The sequence below is a fragment of the Roseobacter cerffii genome, assembly GCF_054226325.1.
Genome location: NZ_CM135757.1, coordinates 3,961,692 through 3,986,271, shown reverse-complemented (window position 1 = coordinate 3,986,271; position 24,580 = coordinate 3,961,692). Strand labels below are relative to the sequence as shown.

Below are 24,580 nucleotides of genomic sequence, written 5' to 3'. Positions count from 1 at the left end.
ATCATTCTTCCAGCGAGCGGAAGAGCGCCACCGTGAGGGCGGCGAGGATCGTCACGCCGAGGGTGAGCGCGAGGTTCATGTCACCGAAGATCAGCATGGCAAAGCAGAGGCAGACGCCGATGATGCCGAGGCAGATCACGATACCAAAGCCCCAGGTCATGGACCCGGAGAGTGGTTTTTCAGGCGTGGGCGCAGATGTGTCCGTTTCGACCACGAACTCGGTGTCGACCACATCCACGCTGTCGATCAGCGCCGCGCGCTGGGCGGTGTACTCCACATCTGTTATGTCGCCGCGGGCCAGCCGGGCGTCCAGCTCGCGCAGATCCTTCAGGATGGCCGTCATTTCTTCCACTCCTGCCCCCGAGGATCGGTGTGGCAGGGGAAATGGGGCGAAATTGGGAGAATCCGTGAAAGATTGTGATGTGGTTAACGCGCGCGTCCCAGGGGGGTGCGCCGCATGAATGACCGCCGCCCCATGCGCCTGACCTGTCATTGCGGCGCCAATGAGTTGCGCGTGGTTCTGGCCAATGGGCTTGGTGATGCACGGCGCTGTGACTGCTCGTTCTGTCGGCGCCGTGGGGCGATGAACGTTTCGGTGCGCGAGGGCGATCTGCAGGTGATCGAGGGCGCGGCGCTGACGCTCTATCAGTTCGGGCCGCGCGGCGCCGAGCATTACTTCTGCAAGATCTGCGGCTGCTATACGCATCATCGCCGCAGCTCGGACAACACGGATTTCGGCGTGAACGTGGGGTGCCTCGAGGGGGTGAACCCGGCGGACCTCGACCCCGTCCCATGGCTCGACGGTGTGAGTTACAATACCGGTAAGGAGACAGCCTAGATGTTCTATCGTGAAGCCGGGGATTTCAGCACCACCTATCCGCAGGACAGCCAGACCTTTCCGATCAAGTTCGACCGGTGGCGGTATTATGCGGTGCTGTTCATCGCGGTGGTGATCATCCCCTTCGTGATCAACGACTACTGGGTGAATTCGATCTTCATGCCGTTCCTGATCTATGCGATTGCGGCGATCGGGCTGAACATCCTGGTGGGCTATTGTGGGCAGGTGAGCCTCGGCACGGGTGGGTTCATGGCTGTGGGGGCCTATGCCTGCTACAAGCTGATGACCGGGTTTCCCGAGGTCAGCATGTTCATCCATGTGCTGCTGGCGGGCGGGATCACGGCGATGGTAGGCGTGCTTTTCGGGCTGCCGAGTTTGCGGATCAAGGGGTTCTATCTGGCTGTCGCGACGCTGGCGGCGCAGTTCTTCCTCGTGTGGCTCTTCAACAAGGTGAGCTGGTTTTACAACTATTCCGCCTCGGGGCAGATCAACGCGCCGGAGCGGGACACCTTCGGCATTCTGATCACCGGGCCCAATACGGAGGCCTGGGCGACCTATATGTTCTGCCTGATCTTCACGATCTTCTCCGCCGTGGTCGCGCGGAACCTGACGCGCGGGTCGGTTGGGCGGCAGTGGATGGCGATCCGCGATATGGACATCGCGGCGGAGATCATCGGGGTGAACCCGTTGAAGGCCAAGTTGACAGCCTTTGCGGTGAGCTCCTTCTTTGTGGGCATCTCGGGCGCGCTCTTCTTCGCGGTCTATCTGGGCGCGGTGGAGGTGGGCGAGGCCTTCGGCATCACCAAGTCGTTCCTCGTGCTCTTCATGATCATCATCGGGGGCTTGGGCTCGATCTTCGGCAGCTTTGCGGGTGCTGCGTTCCTGGTGCTTCTGCCGGTGCTTCTGAAGATCATCGGGGTCGACTGGCTCGGCTGGCCCACGGATATCGTGGCGCATCTCAACCTCGTGATCGTGGGCGGCTTGATCGTCGTCTTCCTCATTGCCGAACCCCATGGGCTCGCGCAGCTCTGGCGGGTGGCCAAGGAGAAGCTGCGGCTGTGGCCGTTCCCGCACTGAGCAACTGACAGGTGGGGTGGGCTTTCAGGCCACCCCCAACAAAAAACAGCGCCGGGCCACCGGCACATCGGACAAAAACCAAGGGAGGTATCACCGATGAACTATAAACTGGGCACCTGGGCCGTCGCCGGCCTGATGGCGGCAAGCCCCGTGATGGCGGATCTTGTCTTTCCGAGCCTCAGCTATCGCACCGGGCCATACGCGGCGGGGGGCATTCCGTTCGCCGATGGCTATGCGGATTACTTCACGCTGCTGAATGAGCGCGACGGCGGCATCGGCGGGGTGATGACCCGCGTGGTGGAATGCGAGACGGGATACAACACCGAGAAGGGTGTGGAGTGCTATGAGAGCACCAAGGGCGAAGGCGCGCTGGTCTATCAGCCGCTCTCGACCGGGATCACCTATCAGCTGATCCCGAAAGCGACGGCGGATGACATTCCGATCCACTCGATGGGCTATGGCCGGACATCGGCGGCGAACGGCGATGTGTTCAGCCATGTGTTCAACTATCCGGCCAACTACTGGAACGGGGCGTCGGCGGCGGTGAACCACATTCTCGACGTCAATGGCGGCGATATCTCGGGCAAGAAGATCGCGCTGGTCTATCACAACTCCGCCTACGGCAAGGAGCCCATCCGGACGCTGGAGAAGCTGTCCGAGAAGCACGGGTTTGAGCTGGTCTTGTTGGCCGTCGATCACCCCGGTCAGGAGCAGAAGAGCCAATGGCTGCAGATCCGCCGCGAGCGTCCGGACAATGTGATCATGTACGGCTGGGGCGTGATGAACCAGGTGGCGATCCAGGAAGCCGCGAACATCCGTTTCCCGATGGAGAATTTCATCGGCATCTGGTGGTCGGGCGCGGAGATCGACGTGCAGCCGGCGGGCGACAAGGCCAATGGCTACAAGGCGCTGTCGATGTCGGCGGTGGGGGATGATTTCCCGCTTTATGACGATCTGAAGCAATATGTGGTGGACGCGGGCAAGGCAGCCGGCGCGGGCGACCAGCTCGGCACAGTGCCATACAATCGCGGGCTCTATGCGGCGATGCTGGCCGCCGAAGCCGTGAAGGTCGCGCAGGAGATGCACGGGGAGGCCGACATCACCTCTGGCATGATGCGGGACGGCATGGAGAACCTGGTGATCACCGAGGAGATCATGGCGGCCAATGGTGTGCCGGGCTTCGGGCCGGAGTTCACCGTCTCTTGTGAAAACCACGGCGGCGCGGGCCTTGTGGCCGTGACGCAGTGGGATGCGGCGGCAGGCGAGTTCGTGCAGATCGCGGATTTCGCGCCGACGGACATGGATATCATCCAGCCGCTGATCGATGAGGATTCCGCCGCCTATAAGGCGGAGAACAACATCGAGAGCAACTGCAACTGATCCTGATCTCCCGGCGGTGGCGCAGGCTGCCGCCGGGGGATTTTGAGTATTTCTGGAAGGGTGAAGCCCATGCTGGATGCAGAGCCACAGGCGCAGGTCACGGCGGAGACGGTGCTCGATGTGAACAACATCGAGGTGATCTACAATCACGTGATCCTTGTGCTGAAAGGGGTGAGCCTGACCGTGCCGAAGGGTGGCATCACTGCGCTCCTGGGTGGCAACGGGGCGGGCAAGACCACGACGCTGAAGGCGATTTCGGGGTTGCTCGCTTCCGAGCGTGGCGAGGTCACCAAGGGCTCGATCAAGTATCATGGGGAGCCCATTCACCACGCGGACCCAGCGGAGACGGTGAAGCGTGGCGTTGTTCAGGTGATGGAGGGGCGGCATTGCTTTGAGCATTTGACCGTCGAGGAAAATCTGCTGACCGGTGCGTACACGCGCAAGGACGGCAATGCGGCGATCCAGGCGGATCTGGAGATGGTCTATGAGTATTTTCCCCGGCTGAAGGAGCGGCGGAAGTCTCAGGCGGGCTATACCTCGGGCGGGGAGCAGCAGATGTGTGCGATTGGCCGCGCGCTGATGTCGAAGCCGGAGACGGTGTTGCTGGATGAGCCGTCGATGGGGTTGGCGCCGCAGCTGGTGGAGCAGATTTTCGAGATCGTGAAGTCGATCAACGAGGAGCAGGGCGTGACCATCTTGCTGGCGGAGCAGAACACCAACGTGGCGCTGCGCTTTGCGCATTACGGCTATATTCTGGAATCCGGTCGCGTGGTGATGGACGGGCCCGCGGCGGAGCTGCGGGAGAACCCGGATGTGAAGGAGTTCTATCTGGGCATGTCCGAGGAAGGGCGGAAATCCTTCCGGGATGTGCGCAGCTACCGGAGGCGCAAGCGGTGGCTGTCGTGAGCGAGGATCGGGTTGCCTGTCGCACGCCCGCAGAGGGGCGCGACGGCGTGACCAATGTCCCGGCGTGGAAGTTTGACCTGATCCGCGGGCACATCGCTGAGATCCTCAGTGATGGGACGCCGCAAGTCTACAACGATGTGCGCGATGCGGTGGGCGCGCGGCTTTCGGCGGAGGAGGCGCAGGCGCTGGGCAAGCTCGGCTGGCATGTGATCACCGTGAAGCTGGAGCTGGAAGTGCGCGGCGAGGTGGCGCGCGTGGCGGCCAAGGGGCCGCAGCAGATCAGGTGGGTAGGATGACATTTTTCGACGAGCTGGAGACGCGCAGCGCGGATGCGCGGGCGGCGGCGCAGACCGAGGCGTTACTCGCGCAGGTGGCGCGGGTGCGGGCGGCGGCGGAGAGTTGTTTGGCCGATGCCGAGATTGCGGGGCTTGACGATTTGCCGAAGCTGTCGGTGCTGCGCAAGTCTGATCTGGCGGCATGGCAGGCGGAGAAGCCGCCTTTTGGGGGCATTCCCGTGGCCAATGCGGCGCATGTGTTTCAGTCGCCCGGGCCGATCTACGAGCCCGGTGGTATAAGCCATGATTGGTGGCGGATGGGGCGGTTTCTGCATGCCGTGGGGATTGGGCCCGAGGATGTGGTGCAGAACTGCTTTGGCTATCACCTGACGCCAGCGGGCATGATCTTTGAAAGCGGCGCGCGGGCCGTGGGTGCTATGGTGCTGCCTGCGGGCACCGGGCAGACCGAGTTGCAGGTGCAGGCCGCCGCTGCGGTGGGCACGACGGCTTATGCGGGCACGCCGGATTATCTGAAGGTGATCCTCGACAAGGCCGATGAGCTGGGCGTTTCGCTAGGCATCACCAAGGCGGCAGTGGGCGGCGGGGCGCTGTTCCCGGCGATGCGGGCGGAGTATGCCGAGCGCGGGATCGCCTGCCTGCAGTGCTATGCCACCGCTGATCTTGGGAACATCGCCTATGAGAGCCCGGCGATGGAGGGGATGATCCTCGATGAAGGGGTGATCGTGGAGATCGTGACGCCCGGCACCGGTGATCCGGTGGCCGAGGGCGAGGTGGGCGAGGTTGTGGTGACCACGCTGAACCCGGACTATCCGCTCATTCGCTTTGCGACGGGGGACCTCAGCGCGGTGATGCCAGGCGAAAGCCCCTGTGGGCGGACCAATAGGCGGATCAAAGGATGGATGGGCCGGGCGGATCAGACCACGAAGATCAAGGGCATGTTCGTGCGGCCAGAACAAGTCGCAGCCCTCGTGGCGCGGCACGACGAGATCGTGAAGGCCCGCGTGATTGCCAGCCGGGATGGAGCGCAGGATGCGATGACCGTGCAGGTCGAGGCGGCGGGCGGCTCGGCGGAGGCCTTCTCGCAGAGTGTGGTCGATGTGCTGAAGCTCAAGGGTGCGGTTGAGGTGGTCAGCCCCGGCAGCCTGCCGCGCGACGGGTTGGTGATCGAGGACCAGCGCAGCTACGAGTGACGCAGTCTTTTCCGTCATTTATCTATGATGCCGAAGCTGTGGCGACGGCGGAGCGGCTGGTGATCTGTGCGCCCGGTGCGCTGACGCGGGTGGAGATTTTCGACCCCGTTTTGGCGTGGCACGGCTGGGTGCCGGTGTTCTATCCTTTCCCCGGGCTCGATGGGCGGGCGCTGTCTCCGCCGCTCGACATCGCGGGGGCGGCGGAACAGATCGTGGCGTTTGCACGGGCGCATCCGAGGAAGCAGATTGGGCTTTTGGGGTTTTCCACGGGCGGGGCGATTGCCCTTGAGGCCGCCGCCCGGCTGGGGGTGGAGGTGCGCACGGTGGCGATTGCGCCGGGGCTGCCGCAGGCGGGTGGATGGCGCACGATGCTGGCGACCACGGGTGATGTTCTGGGCGCGGCGTGGCGTGTGCGCGCGGCGCGGGTGCGGGCGGTGTGGCTCGAATACTACCGGGTGCTGCTCTTCGGGCGGGAGGTGCTGCGCCATGCGGACACGCGCGACCGCAGCCGGGAGATCGTCGCAGCCCGCGCACCGCGCATGGTCTACCCCGAGGGCGGGCTGCTGCGCGCCCATGCGCAGGGGTTGAAACGGTGGACGGGGCCGGAGGCGGGCTTGCCGGCGCCAGGGCATGTGACGCTGCTGATCGGCTCCGAAGACCCGGTGTTCTCCACCGCGCAGACACGTGCCTTTGCCGATCGGCTGGGGGGTGTGGCGCTGCAGGTGTTTCCGGGGCACGGGCATATGCTGTTCCTGACCGACCCGTCGGTGTTCGACCTGGCGCGCGCCATCCTGGAGGGGGCGCCTGCGCCTTCGCAGGAACGCTCTGGCCTTTCTGACTAAATTTGTCGAAAAAGGGCCTCATGTCCGACGTGCCCTCCCTAGCCACCCCTGCGCCGCGCCGCCGCCCCACAGAGGGGCTGCGCGTTCTGGCGGGTGCGGCGGTCGGCTTTGCGATATTGTGTGCGCTGCCCATGGTGGCGGTGGCGATTGCGGCGCTGAGCGGTGGCACGGAGACGGTGAGCCACCTGATCGACACGGTGCTGTGGCGCTATACGGCCACGACGTTGTGGCTGGTGCTGCTGGTGTCGGCGGGCACCTTTGCGCTGGGCGTGGGCGCGGCCTGGCTGGTCACGATGACGCGGTTTCCGGGCGTGCGGCTCTTTGAGATCGCACTTGTGCTGCCGCTGGCCTTTCCGGCCTATGTGCTCGCCTATGCTTATACCCATGTGCTCGATCACCCGGGCATCGTGCAGACGGTGCTGCGCGATGTGACGGGTTGGGGGCCGCGGGATTACTGGTTCCCCGATGTGCGGTCGGTTGGCGGGGCGGCGGCGATGCTGATCCTTGTGCTTTACCCTTACGTCTACCTGCTCGCGCGGGCGGCGTTTCTGCAGCAGAGTGCCACGACCTTTCTGGCGGCACGGGCGCTGGGGGCAAGCGCCTGGTCGGCGTTTTTCAAGATCAGCCTGCCGCTCGCGCGCCCGGCGATTGCAGGCGGTGTGCTGCTGGCGGTGATGGAGACCATCGCGGATTTCGGCACTGTGGCCTATTTCGGCGTGCAGACCTTTGCGACCGGGATTTACACAAGCTGGTTCTCCCTCGCGGATCGGGCGGGCGCGGCGCAGCTGGCGCTTTGCCTGCTGAGCTTTGCGCTGCTCTTGGCGTTTCTCGAGCGGGCGCAGCGGGGCGGGGCGAAGTATCATGACCCGTCGCGGCGGCAGCAGCGGATGGAGCCTGCGGACCTGCATGGTCTCCGCGCGGTGCTGGCGGCGGGCCTCTGCGGCATCCCGGTGCTCTTGGGCGCGGTGCTGCCGGTGGTGATCCTGTTTTCCATGGGGCTCGGGTCGGAGCAGAACCTGCTGAGCCCGCGCTATCTGGGGTTCATCCAGAACTCGCTGACGCTGGCCTCGGTCGCCGCGGTGTGCACCGTGGGCGCGGCGATCACGGTGGGGTTCTTTCAGCGGCTGAACCCGGGGCGGCTGTCCCATGGCGCGGGCTATGTGGCGCGGTTGGGCTATGCGGTGCCGGGGGGCGTGATTGCGGTGGGGTTGCTGGTGCCCTTCGCGGCATTTGACAATGCGCTCGACGCGTTCATGCGGGCGCGGTTCGATGTCTCGACGGGGCTGCTCATCACCGGGTCGATCTGGTTGCTGGTGGCGGCCTATATGGTGCGGTTTCTGGCGGCGGCTTTGGGGGCCTATGAGGGCGGGCAGGCGCTGGTGCCCGCGAATATGGATGCGGCGGCGCGGTCGCTGGGGCAGACGCCGACGGGGACGCTGCGGCGGGTGCATCTGCCGATCCTGGCGCCGAGCTTGTTGACGGCATTGCTGATTGTCTTTGTGGATGTGATGAAGGAGCTGCCCGCGACGCTGATCATGCGGCCCTTCAACTATGACACGCTGGCGGTGCAGGCGTACCGGCTGGCAAGCGACGAGCGCCTTGAGGGCGCTGCGGTGCCGAGCCTGGTGATCGTGGCGATTGGTCTCCTTCCCGTGATCCTGATCTGTCGCCAGGTGGGACGGCACCGCCGCGGGTAGGGTGGGCCTTGGGCCGTCCCTCGGCGCTGAGGGCAGCGCCCGACCTGGAGGGCGTTTGTGCCGGATTTGCGGCGTGGATCATCGCCAAAAAGGCTGACGTCGTGCAGTTTCCGACCTGTCAAAATCGCCCTCCGGGGGGAGGTCGGGCGATGCCCGGCCTTTCAGCCGGGCGGAACATCCGAGCGTTGCGCGCCCCGGATTATTAGGCCTCTTCGCCGATCTTGTCCTGAGTCTTCGTGTCGAAATCGCTTGCGTCGTGGCGCTCGTGGAGTTGCTGGTCGAGCGGGCCGTTGACCTTGTTCACTTTCACGCCGCGCTTCACCGCATCCCGCGCGCCGATCTGTTTCTCCCAGCGGATCACGTTGTGATACTCATGCACGCTGAGGAACTCGCCTGCGTCATAGCTTTCGCCCCGCACAGTGCGGCCATACCACGGCCAGGTGACCATATCGGCAATCGTATAGGTATCGCCTGCCAGGTATTCATGATCGGCCAGGTGTCGGTCGAGCACGTCGAGCTGGCGCTTGGTCTCCATCGCGAAGCGGTTGATCGGGTACTCCTGCTTGAAGGGCGCGTAGGCGTAGAAATGGCCGAAGCCACCGCCGAGGTACGGCGCGGACCCCTGGAGCCAGAAGAGCCAGTTGAGGCATTCGGTGCGGGCCTTGAGCTCGGTGGGCAGGAAGGCGCTGTCGAACTTCTCGGCGAGATACATCAGGATCGCGGCGCTCTCAAAGACGCGTAGGCCCGTGTCCTTGTCGAACATCGCGGGGATCTTGGAGTTCGGGTTGACCTCCACAAAGCCGCTGCCGAACTGATCGCCCTCGCCGATGCGGATGAGCCAGGCGTCGTATTCGGCGCCCGCGTGACCAAGCGCCAGCAGCTCTTCGAGCATGATCGTCACCTTCTGGCCGTTGGGCGTGGCCAGTGAATAGAGCTGCAGCGGGTGCTTGCCCACGGGCAGCGCCTTGTCGTGGGTGGCGCCTGCGATGGGGCGGTTGGTGCTGGCCCAGGTGCCGCCGCTCTCCTCGTCCCATGTCCAGACTTTTGGCGGCGTATATTCGGTGGTGCTCATGGCGGGCCTTTCCCTTGTTACATCTTACCTCCACCTATCGTGGATGGTCCCCAGAGCAAGGGCAAGGTCTGCGGGATCAATGTGCGGTGAGCAGTGCCAATAAGCCGACGATGATCAGGCTGAGCGCCCAGATCAGGTCGAGGTTGAACCAGCTTTTTTGCAGGAATTTCAGACCAAGCCAGTGGTAGACGCCGACGGCGATGGTACCGCCTGCGAGCACCATGGCACCGGTGTGGGCGAGGGCCACCGCGAGGGCGGCGGTGGCGTTGTTCCACATCAGATCATAGGCGGCGGCGTGGCCAGTGTCGGTCTCCAGCGTGCCGCAGATGCCGAGATAGATCGGGACGAGCATGAGCCCCGCGCCGTGGGCCATGGCCGCGAGGAACGACCAGAGTGCGAGGCGCGAGGGCGGGACGCGGGCGAGAAAGCGCGGGTGGCGGCGGTTGATCAGCAGGTAGACCCCGAGGGCGACGACCAGCAAGGCGGCCCCGGTCTGGATCTGCACTTGCCACTCGACCAGCATCATCAGCGCGGAGAAGGGAAAGAGGATCGCGGCCATGGCCAGCATGTGCCCCGCCGCGAGGGCGGCGAGGGCAGAGTAGAGGTTTCCGGTGTTGCGCGCCATCAGCGCGGCAGACACTGCGAGCGGCCAACCCATGCCCGGGTTGACCCCGTGATAAAGACCCGAGACCACGACGGCGGACCAGAGCGACGCCGCCGTGTTCATGCCCTCCATTCAGCTAGACGGAGGGGTAGCAGAAACTGTCGGTCGAGCAGTCGCCGCCCTCAAGCCGGATCTGGTGGCTGCGATAGCCCTCGGGGAACTCGACCCAGAAGTTTTCATTCAGGGTCAGCCCGCCGTTTTCGCCCACATCGGCACAGACCATGGCCGCGCCGCGGTCACCGGGATAGAACTGGTCGTCCCAGGTCGAGTAAAGCGAGTTGGTCCAGTAGACACGCTTGCCGTCGCGGCTGATCTCGACCATCTGCGGGCCGTAGCCGAACTCCTTGCCGTTCGGATGCGGGGTCTTCTTCACGATCCCGCCGATCTCGACCTTGCCGGCCAGCACCGGGTTCATCGGGTCGGAGACGTCATACTGATGCATTTCACCCTGTCCCCAACAGGCGACGTACAGATACTTGTCGTCGAGGCTGAGGTCGATGTCTGTCACCAGCGGGGGCACCGCGCTGAACCCTTTCAGCAGTTCTGGCAGATCGTCCGGATCAGCCGGGTGCGGGTCGATGGTGATGGTCTTCTTGGCCTCGAAGGTGCCATCGTCTTTCTGCCACCAGGTGAAGATCGCCCCCTGCAGGTTTGTTGTATCCACAACGACGCCGACGAACCCGTAGTCTTTCGCCGGGTCGTGCGCGGGGCGGATCTCCAGCGCCATCTGGTGGTTGGCGCCAAGATCGATCGTCTGCACGTTTTTGCGCTCGCGCAGGTTCCAGAAGTGGATCTTGTGACCGTATTTGTTCGAGAGCAGATCTTCGGGCACGATCCCGTTTTCGAACTGCGGCGGCAGGCCCCATTCGGAGCTGACCATGTAGTCGCGCGGCAGGTTCCACCAGAAGTCATAGTGCTTGTCTTGTTCGCCGCGATCCATCTCGTAGCGCCCGAGGATCTCGAAGGTTTCGCAATCCATGATGAAGATGCCCGGAGGGCCATCGGTGCCATCCTCGCCACCGCCACCGAGCGTGGAGACATAGATGCCTTCGGGGCCACAATGGATCGTGTGCGGGCGCGAATAGCCCGTTTTCGCCATCAGCTCTTCGGGCTCGATGATCTTGTGGATTTTCGCCTTCAGCGGCTCTTTCACGTCGATCACATAGATGCGGCTGGAGCGGATGCCGGGGATGATCAGGTAGCGCCGTTCAAGGAAGGCGTGGCCCGTGAGCGGCGAGAGCGCCGAGGAGCAGGCGTTCCAGCCGAAGTGGTGAAACTCGTCGCCCTTGTTCGGCATGAAGAGGCTGTGCACGATCTGGCCGTAGGTGTCGGACTTCGGATCGACGTCGACCACCGCGAGGCCATCGGGTTGTGAGCCATCGGGGCTCAGCATCAGCGTGAAGGCCAAGGTTTCGACCGGCGCCTGCATGGCCATCTGAGGCGTCGGATAAAATGTTGGATCTGGTCTTAAATTCATCTGTTTTCCTCCCTGTTGGACGCGGATGCTCTGCGGCGTCCCCCGGGAAAAAGCTGACACAGAATCAAATGTCAGACAATTGATTTCTCGCGCGCCGTGTATCTGTGCTTGATCTGGCCGGGAGATTGCGTTGCACGGCAAGGGGTTAGCCGGGACTTGCCACTTTCGTCTTAACTCAGACCGCATCACCGGTGGCCAGCGCCTGGGGCGGCCGTGGGTCAGGTGGGCGGAGCCAGTCCGAAGGTGGCGGCGGGATGCGGAACCCGGTTGCGAAGCCACCGATTGCGCTTCATTATTCCCGCGAAGCTTCAAGACCAGGGTTTGTGAAACGGGGGCCCCTTGACCGACCTGAAGCGCGAAATGATCACGTTGCTGCCGCGTCTGAGGCGCTTTGCCCGGACGCTGACACGGTCGGTTCCGGAGGCGGATGACCTGGTGCAGGACGCCTGCCTGCGCGCCCTGAGCCGCGCGCATCAGTGGGACCCGACGCAGCCGCTGGACCGCTGGATGTTCCGCATCACGCGCAACCTGTGGATCAACGAAGTGCGCAAGCGACAGGTGCGTATGGGCGGTGGGCATGTGCCCGCGGAGGAGAGTGTGGAGCTGGTCACCACCGAGACGGGCGAGGCGCGCGTGGCGGCGGTGCAGCTGCAGACAAAGATCGACGCGCTGCCGGACGATCTGTCGACGATCTTGCTGGTCGTGTCGGTTGAGGGCTATAGCTATGCAGAAGCGGCGGCGCTTCTGGACATTCCCGTGGGCACCGTGATGAGCCGCGTGTACAGGGCGCGCAAGACCCTGGCGAAGACCATCGCCGAGACCGGGGGAGGCGTGCATTGACCGATTATCGCGAAAAGCTGAGCGCCCTGCTTGATGGCGAGCTCTCCGACGCGGAGGTGCGCGAGGTCGAGCGCGATCTGCAGAATGATCCCGAGTTGCTGACTGAACTCGAGGCGATCCGCGAGGCCGACCGGGCGGCGCGCGACAATTTCGAGGCGATGCTGCAGGACCCGGTGCCCTTCGATCTGGCCAAGCTGATCCAGGACGCGCCGGAGCCGGAGATTGCCAATACCGAAGAGGAGCCGCGCCGCCGCGCGCCCTGGGTGCCGACGATTGCGGCGCTGATTGCGCTGATGATTGGTGGCATCGGCGGATATTGGGCAGGGCAATCGCAGGCGCCGCAGATCGCCGCGGCGCCCGGGTGGCTGGAGGATATCGCGGAGTATCACGCGGTCTATGCGGGGCAGACGCGGCATCTGGTGGAAGTGCCCGCCTCGGAGCAGGCGCACATCGAGGCCTGGCTGACCAACACCGTCGGCGCCACGGTTGCCGTCCCCGATCTGTCCCCGGCGGGTCTGGAGTTCCAGGGCGCACGGCTGCTGGTGGCGGCGGGCAAGCCGGTGGCGCAGCTCATGTATCTCGACGCTGATGCGCGGGTCGTGGCGCTGTGCCTGATCGCGACGGGCACCCCGCGCGACGGCTTTGCCGAACGCACCATCGGCGCCTTCAGCATGGTCTCCTGGGGCGGGGCGGATGCGAATTTCGTGGTGGTCGGCGATCAGGACCGTACGGACCTCGACGCGATTGCCAAGGCTGCTGCCACACAGGTCTGACCGCACCGCGCCGCGGCCATTTCTGGTAAATTTGAAATAAATTCTCGGATACCGGGAATAATTCTGCGCGGTCAGGTGTAACCCCCGTGCAAGTGGTCGTTTGGTCGCTTGTCACAACGGGTAGGAGCCTGGCCATGACAGGAACCGTCTTATGTGCCTCCGGCGTGACGTTTTGGAGGATGCGACAGGGCAAAGGCCCGGTCGCGCGTGTTGGGTTTCGACGGATCCTTGGCCTGTGCACCTACCCGCTTGGGTGGGGTGCGAGACCCCCCGCCCGTCACAACGCTTTTCAAAAAAAATTCTTACAGGAGGTAATATGATTTCGACCCGATTTTCCGCGACGGTGGCCGCATTGGTTCTTCTGCCATCCCTCGCCCTGGCGACCCCGATCATCTTCAGCGCCGCGGGCCCGGATGCGGCGAGCATTCAGGCCGAGGTGGATGCCTTTCGCGCAGCCCTTGGTGATCTGAACGCAAATGAACCGCAGAATTTCGATGGCGGGCGCCGGCAGATCGACTGGGATGGCGCTCCCGATGCGGTGTCTGACCCCAACCCCTTTCCCGGCGATTTCTTCAACTTCGGAGCCGCACCGCGCGCCCGTGGGATCGAGTTCCGCCCGACCGAAAACCCCGATGCGGGCCCGGAAGAGCTGAACGCCGAGGGCTTTCAACTGAGCAGTACCGAAGCCTCCGGCGAGCCGGTGCGCTTTGGGTTCGAAGAGGATCTCAACGTTTTCAGCCCCGAGCGGCTTTTTGCGCCGACGGGCGGTACGATCTTCGACGTGGTGTTCTTTGACCCCGCTGATCAGATTACCCCGGCGGCCACGCAAGGGTTGGGCATTGTCTTCACCAATGTGAATGAGGTCACCACGCCCGATGGCGGCAGCACCACGACCGATGCGATGATCAGCCTGTTCCTCGAGGGGCAGACGATTGGCGAAGACGCCCCAGCGCTGTCCTATAACGTCGAAGCAAGCGGGCCGGGCGGGCTGTCGTTCCTCGGCATCCTCTTTGATGCGCCGACCATCGTCGGGGCTACGGTGCAGGCCGGGTTCATCCCGTTTGACAAGGCCACGAGCGGCGCGAATGTCGTGGCGATGGATGACTTCATCTTTGGCGAGCCGACGGTCTCGGCGGTGCCGCTGCCTGCGGGCGTGTGGCTGCTGGGGTCGGCGCTGCTGGGCGGGGCCGCTGTTGGCCGTCGCCGCCGTCGCGCGGTCTGACAGAATCGGCGCCGGTGCCTTGAACACCGGTGCCGCAGCCGGGATCGGATCATTGGTTTGACGACCTTCGACAGTTGCGACCCATCGATCCCGGCATCTTGCCCTTGGTCGGACAGGGCCACGCCGAACCCGTTGCAAAACAGCCGCCATTAACGTCTTTCACATCCCCATCGCATAGGTTGAGCGTTGACACCCCGCCTGGGAGTGGGACAGCAATCAACTAGCATGTGATGGACGTGAAGATGAAAACTCAGATGATTTGGCCGCTTGCCCTGACTGTTATGCTGGGCGCTTGCGCGGAGCCCGGGAGCAATGGCGCTCCGATCCGCAATCTGCCGGAGGAAGTCGTGGCGATGGCCGCGCCGAACCAGGACCTTACAACTGTGCGGATCAAGCCGGAGGACGGCTGTTACTGGTACCGCCACGTCGGTCCGGTGGAGACCACGTTGCTGCCGCTGCGCAACAAAGCAGGCAGCCCGATCTGCACCCGGCTCCCATCAGAAGAGACAGAAGCCGGGGTGTGATCAGGGCGTCTCAGCTGCGTGCGGTGACGTAGCTTTCGGCCGGGTAGAGATGCGCGGTCACGCCGGTCGAGACATTCTCGTAGAGCCCGTTGATATGGGCCATCACCATCCGCACGCAGCCGGAGCTCGCGCGCCCGCCGATGGAGCGGGGGCTGGGCGTGCCGTGGATGCGCAGGTAGGTGTCGCGGTTGCCTTCAAAGAGGTAGAGCGCGCGCGAGCCCAGCGGGTTGGTCGGGCCGCCCGGCACACCGTCAGCGAACTCTTCATAGAGATGCGGTTCGCGCTTGATCATCGCGGCGGTCGGTGTCCATTTCGGCCACTTCGCCTTGCGCCGGATCGTGTAGACGCCGGGCTCGTAGAGATTGCCGCGGGCGATCGCCACACCGTAGCGCATGGCCGAGCCGTCATTGCCGACGTGGTAGAGATAGCGCGCCACCGCATCGACGTGAATGTCGCCCGGGCGCAGGCTGGCGTTAGCCTCGACCCGCGTCGGCAGAAAGCGCGGGTGCAGGCCCCAGGGATTCGTGGTGGCGGGGTCGTAGTTCGCAGGTGTGACCCGTGCATCCCAGGTGGCCCAGTTGCTGCGCGCCGCGTCCGCGGGGGTTGCGATCAGCGATGCGGGAATGGCCGCCGAAAACAGCGCCGTGGTCGTGTGTATGAAATGTCGTCTCGTTAACATGAGTCTCAGATCCTCGGTTACTATCCACTCAACGCGTTATAGTGCCTGTTAGTTTCCACAGACTTTACGACAGAAGTGAGGTGAAAAGCGGTTAATCACGCATTTGTGCAATAAAAGTCGTGCAAATTGCGCCCGGACTGCATCGGGCAAAGAAAAAACCGCCCCCGAAGGCGCGGCTTTTTAGCTGCAATTTGTCAAAGTTCAGCCCTGGCGGGCTTTGAACCGGCGCTGCGTCTTGTTGATCACGTAGACGCGGCCTTTGCGACGCACAACACGGCAGTCGCGGTGCCGATTCTTGAGCGAGCGGAGCGAGTTGCGAACCTTCATGGTCCTCTCCTTTTGTCTCGGTCGGCGCGCGGGCCAGCGCCGGGGTTACGGGCAGTCCGGCAGGCCGGACCGGTGAATGAGGTGGTGGGCGATACTGGGATCGAACCAGTGACCCCTTCGATGTCAACGAAGTGCTCTACCGCTGAGCTAATCACCCTTGCTACCTGCGCAATTGCCCCAGCCCCAAATAAAATGGGGCGCGAGAGGTCGCGCCGGTAGCGGGTCTTTAAAAGCTATCGAAGATAAGATCAAGGGCTTTTGGTTTTCGCTTTTTCTGCGCTATGGTCGGCGGTGAAGGAAGAGGTATGTCACAGTCAGCGTTTGAAGTCAGTTATCCCGAAAAACCGCACTCCTGTGTGGTCTTTGCCTCTCCGCACAGCGGGCGGACCTATCCGTGGTCGCTGTTGCGCTCGAGCGTGCTTGACGAGCTGGCGATCCGCTCGTCCGAAGACGCCTTTGTCGACCAGCTTTTCGACTGTGCGCCGCAGTTTGGCGCCACCTTTCTGAAAGCCGGTGCGCCGCGGGCCTTTGTCGATCTGAACCGCAGCTGTGACGAGCTCGATCCGGCGCTGATCGAAGGCGTGCGGCGGCGTGGGCACAACCCGCGCGTGGCCTCGGGCCTGGGGGTGATTCCCCGTGTGGTGGCGAATGGTCGGGCGATTTACCGCGGCAAGATCAGCATGCTGGAGGCCAAGCGGCGGCTGGATGAATACTGGCACCCTTATCATGACACGCTGCAGGCGCTGCTCGACCAGGCGGTGCGGCATCACGGGCAGGCGGTGCTGATCGACTGCCATTCGATGCCGCACGAGGCGGTACAGGGTATCGCGCGCTCGGGCGCCAAGCGACCCGAGATCGTGCTGGGTGACAGGTTTGGAGCCGCCGCCGGGGGGGATGTGGTCGACCGCGTGGAAGCGGCCTTTGCCGCGGCGGGCTTCGTGGTGACGCGCAACGCACCCTTTGCCGGAGCCTATGTGGCGCAGGCTTACGGTCGCCCGAGCCGCGGGCAGCACGCGGTGCAGGTGGAGATCGACCGGGCGATTTACATGGACGAGACGCTGGTGCGCCCCTCGCCCCGGTTCACCGAGGTGCAGCGGACGCTGAAGGGCGTGATTGCCGAGATCGCGCAGATCGGGCAGGAGCGGATGCCGCTGGCCGCCGAGTAGGGCGGTCTTTTCGCCTTCGGCGAGAGTACTTCTGGAAGGGTGAAAGACGGGTGGGCCTGACGCTTATCGGAGCGCGCGTCCCTTCACAATCGCGTCTGTGCCAAAGCGGGCGCGGATTTGATCCGTGGCGCGTTCGGCCTGGCTGCGCCGGGCGGCTTGGGGGTCGAGCAGGTCGCCGGAACGGTCGGCGCCCTCGGCGCTGGTCAGGTCGGAGAGGCCGCAGCCGAGCAAGCGGTAGGGGCCTTCGTCCCCCACCTGGTCAAAGAGCCCGCGCGCGGTGCGATAGATCGTGTCGGCCATTTGCGTCGCATCCCGCAGGCTGATCCGGCGGGAGAGCAGCGAGTGATCGGCGCGTTTGAGTTTCAGCGTGACCACGCGGCCTGCGAGGTCCTTGGCCTTGGCCCGGTCCGACACCTTTTCTGCCATGCGCCAGAGGTAGCCGTCGAGCAGGTTCGGGTCGGAGGTGTCTTCGTGAAAGGTGGTCTCGTTCGAGATGGATTTCATCGGCGCGTGGGCCGAGACGCGGCGCCGGTCCTGGCCGCGGGCGAGATGCCAGAGCCGGTCCCCCATTGAGCCGAAGCGGGCGATGAGGTCGGTTTGTTCCCAGCGCAGCAGGTCGGCGAAGGTGCGGATGCCCGCCTTGTCGAGCGCGGCCTGCGAGGAGGCGCCAACGCCCCAGATCAGGCGCACGGGTTTGTCCTGCAGGAAGTCGGCGGTCTCGGCCTCGCCGATGATCGAGAAGCCGTGCGGTTTGTCGAGATCGGAGGCGACCTTGGCGAGGAACTTGTTGTGACTGAGACCGATGGAGCCGGTGAGGCCAAGCTCGTCGCGCATCCGTTTCACGAGCCGTGCGAGCATCGTCGCGGGCGGGTGGCCGTGCAGCCGCTCGGTGCCGGAGAGGTCCATGAAGGCCTCGTCCAGCGAGAGCGGTTCGATGTCGGGGGTGAGTTCTTCCATCATCGCGCGGATGGCGCGGGAGGCTTCCACATAGGCCTGCATGCGCGGCTTGATGATCACCGCGTCGGGGCAGAGTTTCAGCGCCTGGAACATCGGCATGGCCGAGCGCACGCCGCGGATGCGGGCGACATAGCAGGCGGTGGAGACCACGCCGCGGCGCCCGCCGCCGACGATCACCGGCTTGCCCTCGAGGCCGGGGTTGTCGCGCTTTTCGACCGAGGCGTAGAAGGCGTCGCAGTCCATATGGGCGATGGAGAGGGTGTTCAGCTCGTCATGCGCCACGACGCGCGGACTGGCGCAGGCGGGACAGCGCCGACCTGCGTCGAATTCGGTGAGACAATCGCGGCAAAGGGCGGGCATTCTCGCAGGCTTCTGCTATCAGTGCGGCATGTCCCGATCTTACGCCACGGCGCCGGAAATGAACATGCCCTTCCATGGGGCGAAGTTGGCGCTTTTGACGGCCGGTCATGTGGTCACCCTGTTGCGGGACGATCAGCCCGATGTTGACCATGCGGGGTTCTGGGACCTGCCGGGGGGCGGGCGCGAAGGGGCGGAAGACCCGCTCGACTGTGTGCTGCGGGAGACGCGGGAAGAGCTGGGCGTGGCGCTGCGGCGCCGCGATGTGATCTGGGGGCGGCGGTTCGAGCGTGCGGGGTTGGGCTTCTGGTTTTTTGCCGCCCGGGTCGAGGTGGCGCTGCTGGGCGACATTGCCTTTGGCGACGAAGGGCAGGGCTGGGCGGCGATGACACAGGCGCAGTTCTTGCGGCATCCCAAGGTGATTGCGCATTTCAAGGATCGGCTGCGGCTGTGCCTTGATGAGCTGTCTTTGATGGAAAAACCCCCCGCTGATCTGAGCGGGGGGAGGTAACGAACCTCAGGAAGACGCGGTTCGTTGGGGAGTATCACCTAGCGTCAACTTACCACCTAAAGGCGAATCGGCCTAACCGCGAATGGTCTGAATTGACCCACATCCTGTGGTCTGTTGTGCGATAGCCACAGTCTCTTGATGCACCCGCCGTCGGAGAGCCTGTGGGTAACGTTGAAATGTGGCTTGAGATCAGTGGTTTGGCTGATGCGCCTGCGGGCTGTCGAGCTCGGCCAGAATCGCCTCGGCAGCTGCCTTAGGATTAGGCGATTGCCAAACCGGACGCCCCACGACGATATGATCAGCGCCGTCGGCGACGGCGTTTGCGGGGGTGGCGACTCGCTTCTGATCGCCCAGATCGGCGCCTGCGGGGCGCACACCGGGGGTCACAATGAGTCGGCCTTCGGCTTCGGGCAGGGCGCGGATCAGCGCGGCCTCCTGCGGGGAGGCGATGACGCCATCGGCCCCCGCCTCGAAGGCGCGCACGGCCCGGGTCGTCACCAGCTCGGGCAGGTCGCCCGCGCGAATCTGGCAGGCGTCGAGGTCGGTGCGGTCGAGCGAGGTTAGGATCGTGACGGCGAGGATTTTCATCTCGGAGCCTGCCGCGCCCTCCTTGGCCGCGGCCACCACATGGGGATCGCCATGCACGGTCAGAAAGTCGAGATCGAACTGCGCCAGCCCGCGCACCGCCGCCTCGATGGTGGCGCCGATGTCGAAGAGCTTCATGTCGAGGAAGATGCGTTTGCCCTGCTCCTGCTTGAGCTCGTTGGCCAGCGCCAGCCCGCCACCGGTGAGCATGCCGAGCCCGATCTTGTAAAAGCCCACGGCCTCGCCCAGCTGCGTCGCCAATTGCGCGCCTGCCAGAGCATTCGGCACGTCCAGTGCCACGATCAACCTGTCATCTGCCATGCGCCGCTCCTGTCCGTTTGCGACGTTCCTATGCGGTCGCGGTGCAACTGTCCATCGGGGCGAGGGCGCAAAAAAGAGGCCCGGACGTCGCCGCAAGTAAGCGCGCCGGGCCTAAGGTGACTGACGACCCTGGGTATGGGGCTGCATGGCTGCACCTGGGGTGGTGGTTGGAGCCTGCAACCTTGCACATCCGGGGCCGGTCGCCCCGCCTGACAAGTGGTTGTGTGAGGTCAGGCGCGGCGACTGGAACTGGCGGAACAAGCCAACTGGTTACGCATCGACAAAGCGGGCAGAACACGGGGCGAAACCGTTACTCGTGCCGTTGTCTGACCCTGAGATAAGGGCTGGGGGCCAAGGGTTAACGGGGAAAGGTTTTGGCGCTTTCCCATGAGGGCGATTTGATTCACATCACGGCAAGATGTGCAGGCTACACCTATGGTTGATTTTGGGACATGGTCGGGCTTGAAGCAGGCCGGGCCGCGCCCCAGATAACACAACAAGGTCCTGACCGCTGACGTGCCGCCAAGCCGGGCGCAGCAAGACGGGGACGCTTAACATGAAGGAGAGACCCATGGACTTGAGCAAGTTCACGGAGCGGTCGCGCGGGTTCATTCAGGCCGCACAGACCATTGCCACACGGGACAGCCACCAGAGGCTGGCGCCCGAACATATCCTCAAAGCGCTGATGGATGACGACCAGGGGCTGGCGAGCAATCTGATCGCTGCCGCGGGTGGTCAGCCTGCGCGCGTGGTCGAGGGCGTCGAGACGGCGCTGTTGAAGATGCCCCAGGTGAGCGGGGATGCCGCGCAGATTTACCTCGACAATGCGACGCAGAAGGTACTGGCCGAGGCCGAGACGCTGGCCAAGAAGGCGGGCGACAGCTTTGTGCCGGTGGAGCGTATTCTGATGGCGCTTTGCATGGTGAAATCGGCCGCCAAGGAGGCGCTGGATGCCGGTGGTGTCACCGCGCAAGGCCTGAACGGCGCGATCAATGACATTCGCAAGGGGCGCACGGCGGACAGCGCCAATGCCGAGGAAGGCTATGACGCGCTGAAGAAATACGCGATGGATCTGACCGAGCGGGCCGAGGCGGGCAAGATCGACCCGATCATTGGCCGCGACGAGGAAATCCGCCGCGCGATGCAGGTGCTGAGCCGCCGGACCAAGAACAACCCTGTTCTGATCGGGGAACCGGGGGTCGGGAAGACCGCGATTGCCGAAGGTCTGGCCTTGCGCATCGTGAACGGGGACGTGCCCGAGAGCCTGAAGAACAAGAAGCTGCTGGCGCTCGACATGGGCGCGCTCATTGCTGGTGCGAAGTATCGCGGCGAGTTCGAGGAGCGGCTGAAGGCGGTTCTGACCGAGGTGACCGAAGCTGCAGGCGAGATCATCCTCTTCATCGACGAGATGCACACGCTTGTGGGCGCGGGCAAGGCGGATGGCGCAATGGATGCCGCCAACCTGATCAAACCGGCGCTGGCGCGGGGCGAGCTGCACTGTGTGGGCGCGACCACGCTGGATGAATACCGCAAATATGTGGAGAAGGATGCAGCCCTCGCGCGGCGGTTCCAACCGGTCATGGTGCAGGAGCCGACGGTGGAAGACACCGTGTCGATCCTGCGCGGAATCAAGGAGAAGTACGAGCTGCACCATGGGGTGCGGATTTCGGATTCCTCGCTGGTCGCGGCGGCGACGCTCAGCCATCGTTATATCACGGACCGGTTTTTGCCGGATAAGGCAATTGACCTTGTGGACGAGGCGGCGAGCCGCTTGCGCATGGAAGTGGACAGCAAGCCCGAAGAGCTTGATGCGCTGGATCGGCAAATTCTGCAGATGCAGATTGAGGCCGAGGCGCTGCGGCTGGAAGATGATGCGGCGAGCAAGGATCGGCTGGAGACGCTCGAGAAGGATCTGGCCGAGCTGCAGGAGCGCAGCGATGAGTTGACCGCCCAATGGCAGGCGGAGCGCGACAAGCTGTCGAGCGCGCGGGACATCAAGGAGCAGCTCGACCGGGCGCGCGCCGATCTGGAGATCGCCAAGCGCGAGGGCAATCTGGCGAAGGCCGGGGAGCTGTCCTACGGCGTGATCCCGCAGCTGGAGAAACAGCTGGAGGCCGCCGAGGGCCGCGATGAAAGCGACGTTCTGGTCGAAGAGGCGGTGCGCCCGGATCAGATCGCCAGCGTTGTCGAACGCTGGACGGGTATTCCCGCGGGCAAGATGCTGGAAGGCGAGCGCGACAAGCTGTTGCGCATGGAAGAGCAGTTGCACGCGCGGGTTATCGGCCAGAATGCCGCCGTGGGAGCCGTGGCCAATGCGGTGCGCCGGGCGCGGGCCGGTTTGAATGATGAGAACCGGCCTTTGGGCTCGTTCCTCTTCCTGGGTCCGACCGGCGTCGGGAAAACCGAGCTCACGAAGGCTGTGGCCGAGTTCCTCTTTGACGATGACAACGCGATGGTGCGCATCGACATGTCGGAGTTCATGGAGAAACACGCAGTTGCGCGGCTGATCGGGGCACCTCCCGGATATGTGGGCTATGATGAGGGCGGGGTGCTGACCGAAGCGGTTCGCAGACGCCCGTATCAGGTGGTGCTGTTTGACGAGGTCGAAAAGGCGCATCCGGATGTCTTCAACGTCCTGCTGCAGGTGCTGGATGACGGGGTGCTCACCGATGGGCAGGGCCGCACGGTGGACTTCAAGCAGACGCTGATCGTGCTGACCTCGAACCTCGGGTCACAGGCGCTGAGCCAGTTGCCCGAGGGGGCGGATTCCTCCCAGGCGCGGCGCGATGTGATGGACGCGGTGCGGGCGCATTTCCGGCCCGAGTTCCTGAACCGTCTCGACGAGACCATCATCTTCGACCGGCTCAACCGCGAGAATATGGATGGCATTGTCGAGATCCAGATGGCGCGGCTCCTCAAACGGCTGGCCGGGCGAAAGATCACGCTCGATCTGGATGACGGCGCGCGGAAATGGCTGGCCGATGAAGGGTACGACCCCGTGTTCGGCGCGCGGCCCCTGAAGCGAGTGATCCAGCGGGCGCTGCAAGATCCGCTGGCCGAGATGCTGCTGGCCGGGGACGTGAAGGACGGCGACAGCGTGACGGTGACGGCAGGCACCGAGGGGCTGATCATCGGGGATCGCGTGGCGGCCTCGAACCGGCCCAAGCCGGATGATGCTGTGGTGCATTGATCCGTCTGACATGACAAGGCCCGGCAGAGTGATCTGCCGGGCCTTTGGTTTGGGTCATCGCGTTTCGAGGCCCTGTTGAAGCATCCGCCGTTGCCTTTGGTGATTGGCCAAAAACGGCAGCGGGACGCAGTCCAACGGCCCCCGCAGCGGCCTTAGCTGCTCTCTTCGGGCAGGATCACGGTGTCGACCACGTGGATCACACCGTTGGACGCTTCCACATCGGCGGAGGTCACGGAGGCCTCGTTGATCTTGACGCCGTCGGAGAGATCAACGGTCAGGTCACCGCCTTGCACGGTTGTGGCGCTCATACCGTCGCTGAGGTCGGTGGACATCACCTTACCCGGCACCACGTGATAGGTCAGGATCGCAATCAGCTGGTCCTTGTTTTCCGGCTCGAGCAGCGACTCAACGGTGCCCTCGGGCAGAGCGGCGAAGGCCTCATCGGTGGGTGCGAAGACGGTGAAAGGACCGTCGCCTTTCAGTGTGTCGACCAGATCGGCGGCTTCGACCGCGGCCACGAGGGTGCTGAAGCTGCCCGCATTTGCAGCGGTGTCCACGATGTCTTTGGCGGAGCTGCCCGCGAAAGCGGATGTGCCCAGCAGGGCCGCGCCAGCGGTCAGGCTCAGAAAGTTACGACGGAACATAGGTGTCTCCTTTGTGTGAAGGGTGAATGCCGATGTGGCATCTGCGAAGGAAACGTGCGGCGCCAGTGCGTGGATCACCGGGGATTCCCGCCGATGTGGTTTGACCGGAAATCGCCGCGCGCTAAGCCCGGCCGCGGCCAGATTTCCAATAACAATAATGTCAGGCGCGCCGGTGATCCGCGGGGCTTCGGGCGCGCGCATGGCTTCAGGCTCGAGCTGCGTGCCGTCACCTCGGGCCTTGGGCCGAGGCTTGCGGAGGATTGACCTCTGCCGTGAAATCACGACAGAAAGGCCGGGTAGAACAACCCCGGCATTTTCATGGCGCTTCCCCCCGATCTGGTGATCTTCGACTGTGATGGCGTGCTGGTGGACAGCGAGCCGCTGACCAATGTCGTTATCCGGGACAATCTTGCCCGCCACGGGCTGGAGCTGTCCCTGAAAGATATTCTCGAGAATTTCGTGGGCGGGACCATGGCCGGGGTGATGCGGGATGCGCGCGGGATGGGCGCCCAGCTTCCCGACGATTGGGTGGACTGCATCTATGAAGAGATGTTCGCCGTGCTGGCAGAAGAGGTCGAGGTCATTCCGGGGATCGTGGAGGTGCTCGACGCCCTGGATCAGGCGGGTGTTCCCTATGCGGTGGGGTCCAACGGGCCGCACCGGAAGATGGAGATCACACTTGGGCGTACGGGCCTGATCGAGCGGCTGCGGGGTCGCGTCTATTCCCGCGAGGATGTGGCCGCGCCCAAACCCGCGCCAGACCTCTACCTGCATGCTGCTGCGCAGGCGGGCGTTGCGCCCGGTCGCGCTGTGGTGATCGAAGACAGCCCCACCGGCGCGCGGGCGGCGCAGGCGGCGGGCATCCCCTGTTTCGGCTATGTGGCCGAGACGGATCCGGCGCGGATGACGCCGCTCTGCGAGGCTGTGTTCGACCGGATGCAGGTGCTGCCGGGGCTGCTCGGCATTTAGGGCACACGGAAAAGGTTACAGCCGCCTGTCACATTCGTGACTCGAAATGGTTTGGCGCACGGGCCGGAACCTCCTA

At 64.2% G+C, this 24,580-nt stretch carries 25 protein-coding genes and 1 tRNA gene; 16 read left to right on the top strand and 10 right to left on the bottom strand.

All coding sequences use genetic code 11. The annotated features are described in order from the left end of the window. Nucleotide 1: 1 nt before the first annotated feature. Nucleotides 2–343, bottom strand: a complete 342-nt coding sequence (locus tag ACVC7O_RS19405) for an SHOCT domain-containing protein (RefSeq protein WP_458323756.1) — start codon at nucleotides 341–343, stop codon at nucleotides 2–4. Nucleotides 344–475: 132 nt separating this feature from the next. Here ACVC7O_RS19405 and ACVC7O_RS19400 point away from each other — a divergent pair, with 132 nt between their 5' ends. From ACVC7O_RS19400 to ACVC7O_RS19365, 8 genes are all read left to right on the top strand, one after another. Beyond that, entirely contained in the window at nucleotides 476–838 is a 363-nt protein-coding gene (locus tag ACVC7O_RS19400; protein ID WP_458326118.1) for a GFA family protein, read from the top strand. Beyond that, nucleotides 839–1,915 carry a branched-chain amino acid ABC transporter permease gene (locus ACVC7O_RS19395; RefSeq protein WP_458323755.1) on the top strand — a complete coding sequence of 359 codons (1,077 nt, stop codon included), beginning with the start codon at nucleotides 839–841 and terminating at the stop codon, nucleotides 1,913–1,915. It begins immediately after the preceding gene. Nucleotides 1,916–2,011: 96 nt separating this feature from the next. After that, nucleotides 2,012–3,295 carry an ABC transporter substrate-binding protein gene (locus tag ACVC7O_RS19390; RefSeq protein WP_458323754.1) on the top strand — a complete coding sequence of 428 codons (1,284 nt, stop codon included), beginning with the start codon at nucleotides 2,012–2,014 and terminating at the stop codon, nucleotides 3,293–3,295. Nucleotides 3,296–3,364: 69 nt separating this feature from the next. Continuing rightward, nucleotides 3,365–4,201 carry an ABC transporter ATP-binding protein gene (locus tag ACVC7O_RS19385; RefSeq protein ID WP_458323753.1) on the top strand — a complete coding sequence of 279 codons (837 nt, stop codon included), beginning with the start codon at nucleotides 3,365–3,367 and terminating at the stop codon, nucleotides 4,199–4,201. Beyond that, nucleotides 4,189–4,497 (top strand): DUF6958 family protein, encoded by a 309-nt coding sequence (locus ACVC7O_RS19380; RefSeq protein WP_458323752.1) that lies wholly within the window; start codon nucleotides 4,189–4,191, stop codon nucleotides 4,495–4,497. Before ACVC7O_RS19385 ends, ACVC7O_RS19380 begins: the two co-directional genes overlap by 13 nt. Continuing rightward, nucleotides 4,494–5,687 carry a phenylacetate--CoA ligase family protein gene (locus tag ACVC7O_RS19375; protein ID WP_458323751.1) on the top strand — a complete coding sequence of 398 codons (1,194 nt, stop codon included), beginning with the start codon at nucleotides 4,494–4,496 and terminating at the stop codon, nucleotides 5,685–5,687. The genes ACVC7O_RS19380 and ACVC7O_RS19375 overlap by 4 nt, the downstream gene beginning before the upstream one ends. Further along, complete coding sequence (locus ACVC7O_RS19370; RefSeq protein WP_458323750.1) at nucleotides 5,684–6,529, top strand: alpha/beta fold hydrolase; 846 nt, start codon at nucleotides 5,684–5,686, stop codon at nucleotides 6,527–6,529. The genes ACVC7O_RS19375 and ACVC7O_RS19370 overlap by 4 nt, the downstream gene beginning before the upstream one ends. Before the next feature lie 20 nt (nucleotides 6,530–6,549). Further along, entirely contained in the window at nucleotides 6,550–8,226 is a 1,677-nt protein-coding gene (locus ACVC7O_RS19365; protein WP_458323749.1) for an ABC transporter permease, read from the top strand. A 202-nt stretch (nucleotides 8,227–8,428) separates the two neighbouring features. Here the strand turns inward: ACVC7O_RS19365 and yghU are convergent, their stop codons facing one another. The 3 genes from yghU to ACVC7O_RS19350 all read right to left on the bottom strand — a co-directional run bounded on the left by yghU (nucleotide 8,429) and on the right by ACVC7O_RS19350 (nucleotide 11,439). Further along, the gene (gene yghU / locus ACVC7O_RS19360; protein ID WP_458323748.1) at nucleotides 8,429–9,298 is read right to left on the bottom strand and encodes a glutathione-dependent disulfide-bond oxidoreductase; all 870 of its coding nucleotides are present in this window, start codon (nucleotides 9,296–9,298) and stop codon (nucleotides 8,429–8,431) included. A gap of 76 nt (nucleotides 9,299–9,374) precedes the next feature. Further along, nucleotides 9,375–10,034 carry a hypothetical protein gene (locus ACVC7O_RS19355; protein WP_458323747.1) on the bottom strand — a complete coding sequence of 220 codons (660 nt, stop codon included), beginning with the start codon at nucleotides 10,032–10,034 and terminating at the stop codon, nucleotides 9,375–9,377. A 4-nt stretch (nucleotides 10,035–10,038) separates the two neighbouring features. Further along, nucleotides 10,039–11,439: a selenium-binding protein SBP56-related protein gene (locus ACVC7O_RS19350; RefSeq protein ID WP_458323746.1), complete on the bottom strand. Its 1,401-nt coding sequence runs from the start codon at nucleotides 11,437–11,439 to the stop codon at nucleotides 10,039–10,041. Nucleotides 11,440–11,778: 339 nt separating this feature from the next. On the opposite strand from ACVC7O_RS19350, the gene ACVC7O_RS19345 reads away from it, so the two are divergent. The 4 genes from ACVC7O_RS19345 (at nucleotide 11,779) to ACVC7O_RS19330 (ending at nucleotide 14,798) form a co-directional block, all read left to right on the top strand. Next, the gene (locus ACVC7O_RS19345; protein ID WP_458323745.1) at nucleotides 11,779–12,279 is read left to right on the top strand and encodes an RNA polymerase sigma factor; all 501 of its coding nucleotides are present in this window, start codon (nucleotides 11,779–11,781) and stop codon (nucleotides 12,277–12,279) included. Further along, nucleotides 12,276–13,052 (top strand): anti-sigma factor family protein, encoded by a 777-nt coding sequence (locus ACVC7O_RS19340; protein ID WP_458323744.1) that lies wholly within the window; start codon nucleotides 12,276–12,278, stop codon nucleotides 13,050–13,052. Before ACVC7O_RS19345 ends, ACVC7O_RS19340 begins: the two co-directional genes overlap by 4 nt. A 316-nt stretch (nucleotides 13,053–13,368) precedes the next feature. Continuing rightward, entirely contained in the window at nucleotides 13,369–14,274 is a 906-nt protein-coding gene (locus tag ACVC7O_RS19335) for a hypothetical protein (RefSeq protein ID WP_458323743.1), read from the top strand. Between the two features lie 242 nt (nucleotides 14,275–14,516). Beyond that, on the top strand, nucleotides 14,517–14,798 hold the full coding sequence (locus ACVC7O_RS19330; RefSeq protein ID WP_458323742.1) for a hypothetical protein: 282 nt from the start codon (nucleotides 14,517–14,519) through the stop codon (nucleotides 14,796–14,798). A gap of 10 nt (nucleotides 14,799–14,808) precedes the next feature. On the opposite strand, the gene ACVC7O_RS19325 is transcribed toward ACVC7O_RS19330, so the two are convergent. The 3 genes from ACVC7O_RS19325 to ACVC7O_RS19315 all read right to left on the bottom strand — a co-directional run bounded on the left by ACVC7O_RS19325 (nucleotide 14,809) and on the right by ACVC7O_RS19315 (nucleotide 15,961). Beyond that, nucleotides 14,809–15,477 (bottom strand): L,D-transpeptidase, encoded by a 669-nt coding sequence (locus ACVC7O_RS19325; RefSeq protein ID WP_458323741.1) that lies wholly within the window; start codon nucleotides 15,475–15,477, stop codon nucleotides 14,809–14,811. Between the two features lie 201 nt (nucleotides 15,478–15,678). Then, nucleotides 15,679–15,804 carry a type B 50S ribosomal protein L36 gene (ykgO, locus tag ACVC7O_RS19320; RefSeq protein ID WP_005850168.1) on the bottom strand — a complete coding sequence of 42 codons (126 nt, stop codon included), beginning with the start codon at nucleotides 15,802–15,804 and terminating at the stop codon, nucleotides 15,679–15,681. Nucleotides 15,805–15,886: 82 nt separating this feature from the next. Continuing rightward, nucleotides 15,887–15,961, bottom strand: a tRNA-Val gene (locus ACVC7O_RS19315). Between the two features lie 148 nt (nucleotides 15,962–16,109). On the opposite strand from ACVC7O_RS19315, the gene ACVC7O_RS19310 reads away from it, so the two are divergent. Beyond that, on the top strand, nucleotides 16,110–16,970 hold the full coding sequence (locus ACVC7O_RS19310) for an N-formylglutamate amidohydrolase (RefSeq protein ID WP_458323740.1): 861 nt from the start codon (nucleotides 16,110–16,112) through the stop codon (nucleotides 16,968–16,970). 63 nt (nucleotides 16,971–17,033) lie between these two features. Here the strand turns inward: ACVC7O_RS19310 and ACVC7O_RS19305 are convergent, their stop codons facing one another. Further along, nucleotides 17,034–18,287 carry a DNA polymerase IV gene (locus tag ACVC7O_RS19305; protein WP_458323739.1) on the bottom strand — a complete coding sequence of 418 codons (1,254 nt, stop codon included), beginning with the start codon at nucleotides 18,285–18,287 and terminating at the stop codon, nucleotides 17,034–17,036. A gap of 28 nt (nucleotides 18,288–18,315) precedes the next feature. On the opposite strand from ACVC7O_RS19305, the gene ACVC7O_RS19300 reads away from it, so the two are divergent. Next, a complete protein-coding gene (locus ACVC7O_RS19300) occupies nucleotides 18,316–18,795 on the top strand; it encodes an NUDIX domain-containing protein (RefSeq protein ID WP_458323738.1) in 480 nt (159 codons plus the stop codon). A 189-nt stretch (nucleotides 18,796–18,984) separates the two neighbouring features. Here the strand turns inward: ACVC7O_RS19300 and pyrF are convergent, their stop codons facing one another. Further along, nucleotides 18,985–19,701, bottom strand: a complete 717-nt coding sequence (gene pyrF / locus ACVC7O_RS19295; protein ID WP_458323737.1) for an orotidine-5'-phosphate decarboxylase — start codon at nucleotides 19,699–19,701, stop codon at nucleotides 18,985–18,987. A gap of 571 nt (nucleotides 19,702–20,272) precedes the next feature. Here pyrF and clpB point away from each other — a divergent pair. Then, on the top strand, nucleotides 20,273–22,891 hold the full coding sequence (gene clpB, locus ACVC7O_RS19290; RefSeq protein ID WP_458323736.1) for an ATP-dependent chaperone ClpB: 2,619 nt from the start codon (nucleotides 20,273–20,275) through the stop codon (nucleotides 22,889–22,891). A gap of 152 nt (nucleotides 22,892–23,043) precedes the next feature. Here the strand turns inward: clpB and ACVC7O_RS19285 are convergent, their stop codons facing one another. Further along, entirely contained in the window at nucleotides 23,044–23,535 is a 492-nt protein-coding gene (locus ACVC7O_RS19285) for a fasciclin domain-containing protein (RefSeq protein WP_458323735.1), read from the bottom strand. Between the two features lie 318 nt (nucleotides 23,536–23,853). Between ACVC7O_RS19285 and ACVC7O_RS19280 the strand changes: the two genes are divergently transcribed. Next, on the top strand, nucleotides 23,854–24,504 hold the full coding sequence (locus tag ACVC7O_RS19280) for an HAD family hydrolase (RefSeq protein ID WP_458323734.1): 651 nt from the start codon (nucleotides 23,854–23,856) through the stop codon (nucleotides 24,502–24,504). Nucleotides 24,505–24,580: the final 76 nt, after the last annotated feature.

Bases quoted from the DNA above. Each gene is read 5' to 3' on its own strand.
- ACVC7O_RS19405 (WP_458323756.1), bottom strand. From the start codon at position 343: ATGACGGCCATCCTGAAGGATCTGCGCGAGCTGGACGCCCGGCTGGCC.
- ACVC7O_RS19400 (WP_458326118.1), top strand. From the start codon at position 476: ATGCGCCTGACCTGTCATTGCGGCGCCAATGAGTTGCGCGTGGTTCTG.
- ACVC7O_RS19395 (WP_458323755.1), top strand. From the start codon at position 839: ATGTTCTATCGTGAAGCCGGGGATTTCAGCACCACCTATCCGCAGGAC.
- ACVC7O_RS19390 (WP_458323754.1), top strand. From the start codon at position 2,012: ATGAACTATAAACTGGGCACCTGGGCCGTCGCCGGCCTGATGGCGGCA.
- ACVC7O_RS19385 (WP_458323753.1), top strand. From the start codon at position 3,365: ATGCTGGATGCAGAGCCACAGGCGCAGGTCACGGCGGAGACGGTGCTC.
- ACVC7O_RS19375 (WP_458323751.1), top strand. From the start codon at position 4,494: ATGACATTTTTCGACGAGCTGGAGACGCGCAGCGCGGATGCGCGGGCG.
- ACVC7O_RS19365 (WP_458323749.1), top strand. From the start codon at position 6,550: ATGTCCGACGTGCCCTCCCTAGCCACCCCTGCGCCGCGCCGCCGCCCC.
- yghU (WP_458323748.1), bottom strand. From the start codon at position 9,298: ATGAGCACCACCGAATATACGCCGCCAAAAGTCTGGACATGGGACGAG.
- ACVC7O_RS19355 (WP_458323747.1), bottom strand. From the start codon at position 10,034: ATGGAGGGCATGAACACGGCGGCGTCGCTCTGGTCCGCCGTCGTGGTC.
- ACVC7O_RS19350 (WP_458323746.1), bottom strand. From the start codon at position 11,439: ATGAATTTAAGACCAGATCCAACATTTTATCCGACGCCTCAGATGGCC.
- ACVC7O_RS19335 (WP_458323743.1), top strand. From the start codon at position 13,369: ATGATTTCGACCCGATTTTCCGCGACGGTGGCCGCATTGGTTCTTCTG.
- ACVC7O_RS19330 (WP_458323742.1), top strand. From the start codon at position 14,517: ATGAAAACTCAGATGATTTGGCCGCTTGCCCTGACTGTTATGCTGGGC.
- ACVC7O_RS19325 (WP_458323741.1), bottom strand. From the start codon at position 15,477: ATGTTAACGAGACGACATTTCATACACACGACCACGGCGCTGTTTTCG.
- ykgO (WP_005850168.1), bottom strand. From the start codon at position 15,804: ATGAAGGTTCGCAACTCGCTCCGCTCGCTCAAGAATCGGCACCGCGAC.
- ACVC7O_RS19310 (WP_458323740.1), top strand. From the start codon at position 16,110: ATGTCACAGTCAGCGTTTGAAGTCAGTTATCCCGAAAAACCGCACTCC.
- ACVC7O_RS19305 (WP_458323739.1), bottom strand. From the start codon at position 18,287: ATGCCCGCCCTTTGCCGCGATTGTCTCACCGAATTCGACGCAGGTCGG.
- ACVC7O_RS19300 (WP_458323738.1), top strand. From the start codon at position 18,316: ATGTCCCGATCTTACGCCACGGCGCCGGAAATGAACATGCCCTTCCAT.
- pyrF (WP_458323737.1), bottom strand. From the start codon at position 19,701: ATGGCAGATGACAGGTTGATCGTGGCACTGGACGTGCCGAATGCTCTG.
- clpB (WP_458323736.1), top strand. From the start codon at position 20,273: ATGGACTTGAGCAAGTTCACGGAGCGGTCGCGCGGGTTCATTCAGGCC.
- ACVC7O_RS19285 (WP_458323735.1), bottom strand. From the start codon at position 23,535: ATGTTCCGTCGTAACTTTCTGAGCCTGACCGCTGGCGCGGCCCTGCTG.
- ACVC7O_RS19280 (WP_458323734.1), top strand. From the start codon at position 23,854: ATGGCGCTTCCCCCCGATCTGGTGATCTTCGACTGTGATGGCGTGCTG.